Origin of the sequence: Mycobacterium sp. 1245805.9 (assembly GCF_001672915.1) — a bacterium.
Classification (GTDB): Bacteria; Actinomycetota; Actinomycetes; order Mycobacteriales; family Mycobacteriaceae; genus Mycobacterium.
In genome coordinates, this window is record NZ_LZKR01000083.1 from 1 (window position 1) to 1,473 (window position 1,473).

The following is a 1,473-nucleotide window of genomic DNA, read 5'->3' on the forward strand; positions in this document are numbered from 1 at the left end:
ATGACTTCGTTGGAGCCGTATTACGAAGAATCGCAATCTATCTACGATGTCTCGGACGAGTTTTTTGCGCTGTTCCTAGACCCGACAATGGGCTACACCTGCGCTTACTTCGAGCGGGACGATATGACCCTCGAGGAAGCGCAGAATGCAAAGTTCGACCTGGCGCTGGGAAAGCTGAACCTCGAGCCGGGGATGACGCTGCTGGACATCGGCTGCGGCTGGGGCGCGACGCTGCGGCGCGCGATCGAGAAGTACGACGTCAACGTCGTGGGCCTGACGCTGTCGGAGAACCAGGCCGAGCACGTCCAGCAGATGTTCGACCAGCTGGAAACGAACCGCTCGGCCCAGGTGTTGCTGGAGGGCTGGGAGAAGTTCGACGAGCCCGTCGACCGAATCGTCTCGATCGGCGCCTTCGAGCACTTCGGCCGCCAACGCTGGGGCCACTTCTTCAAGATGGCCTACCGGGTGCTGCCGGCCGACGGGGTCATGCTGCTGCACACCATCTCGCGGCCGACCTTCAAAGAGGCCAGGGCGCAGGGCACCCCGTTGACCCACGAGGTCGTCCACTTCACCCAGTTCATCCTGGCCGAGATCTTCCCGGGTGGCTGGCTGCCGACGATCCCGTCGGTCGAAGAGCATGCCGCCGACGCCGGGTTCAAGGTGACCCGGATCCAGTCGTTGCAGCTGCACTACGCCAGGACGCTGGAAATCTGGGCCGCGGCGCTCGAGTCCAACAAGGACAAGGCCATCGCGATCCAGTCGGAAAAGGTTTACGACCGGTACATGAAGTACCTGACCGGCTGCGCCAAGCTGTTCCGCCAGGGCTACACGGACGTCAACCAGTTCACGTGTGAGAAGTAGCCGGGCCGGCTACTTGGCCAGCGTGAACTGGCCGACGTTGCTGATGCCCTTGCGGAAGAAGTCCTCGCACCCCGTCAAGTAGTGCATATAGCGCTCGTAGACTTCCTCGGACTGGATGGCGATCGCTTTTTCTTTGTTCGCCTCCAGGTTGGCCGCCCAAATATTCAGCGTCCGTTCATAATGCTCGCGCAGCAATTGCACTTTTTCGACGCTGAATCTGGCCGCCTGCGCCAGTGAGAAAATATCTTCCTGCGCCGGCAGCTGCCCACCCGGGAAGATTTCCGTGTAGATAAATCGCGTGAACCGCACGTCGCTCATCGTCAAAGCGATGCCGCGCTCGTGCATCTGCTTCTGTGAATGCGCCAAAATTGTGTGCAAGAGCATCCTGCCGTCGTCGGGAAGGATGTCGTAGGCGCGGTCGAAAAACGCGGGCCAACGGTCGGCTTTGAAGGCCTCGAACGCGCCTATGCTGACGATCCGGTCGACCTTGTCGTCGAACTCTTCCCAGCCCTGCAACCGCACTTCGACGTCGCGCTCGGTCGGGATCCCCGCCAGCCTGGTTTTGCTGTACTCGAACTGGTTGCGGCTGAGGGTAATTCCGATCACGTTGAC

General features: G+C 60.7%; 2 protein-coding genes. One reads left to right on the forward strand and one right to left on the reverse strand.

Annotation, left to right across the window (positions count from 1 at the left end):
* Positions 1 to 861 carry a cyclopropane mycolic acid synthase family methyltransferase gene (locus A9X00_RS12360; protein ID WP_067153299.1) on the forward strand — a complete coding sequence of 287 codons (861 nt, stop codon included), beginning with the start codon at positions 1 to 3 and terminating at the stop codon, positions 859 to 861.
* Positions 862 to 870: 9 nt separating this feature from the next.
* On the opposite strand, the gene A9X00_RS12365 is transcribed toward A9X00_RS12360, so the two are convergent.
* Positions 871 to 1,473, reverse strand: a 603-nt coding sequence (locus A9X00_RS12365) for a class I SAM-dependent methyltransferase (RefSeq protein WP_067153302.1), incomplete at its 5' end; no start/stop codon positions are given.

Coding starts and splice junctions, on each gene's coding strand:
- A9X00_RS12360 (WP_067153299.1), top strand. CDS start 1: ATGACTTCGTTGGAGCCGTATTACGAAGAATCGCAATCTATCTACGAT.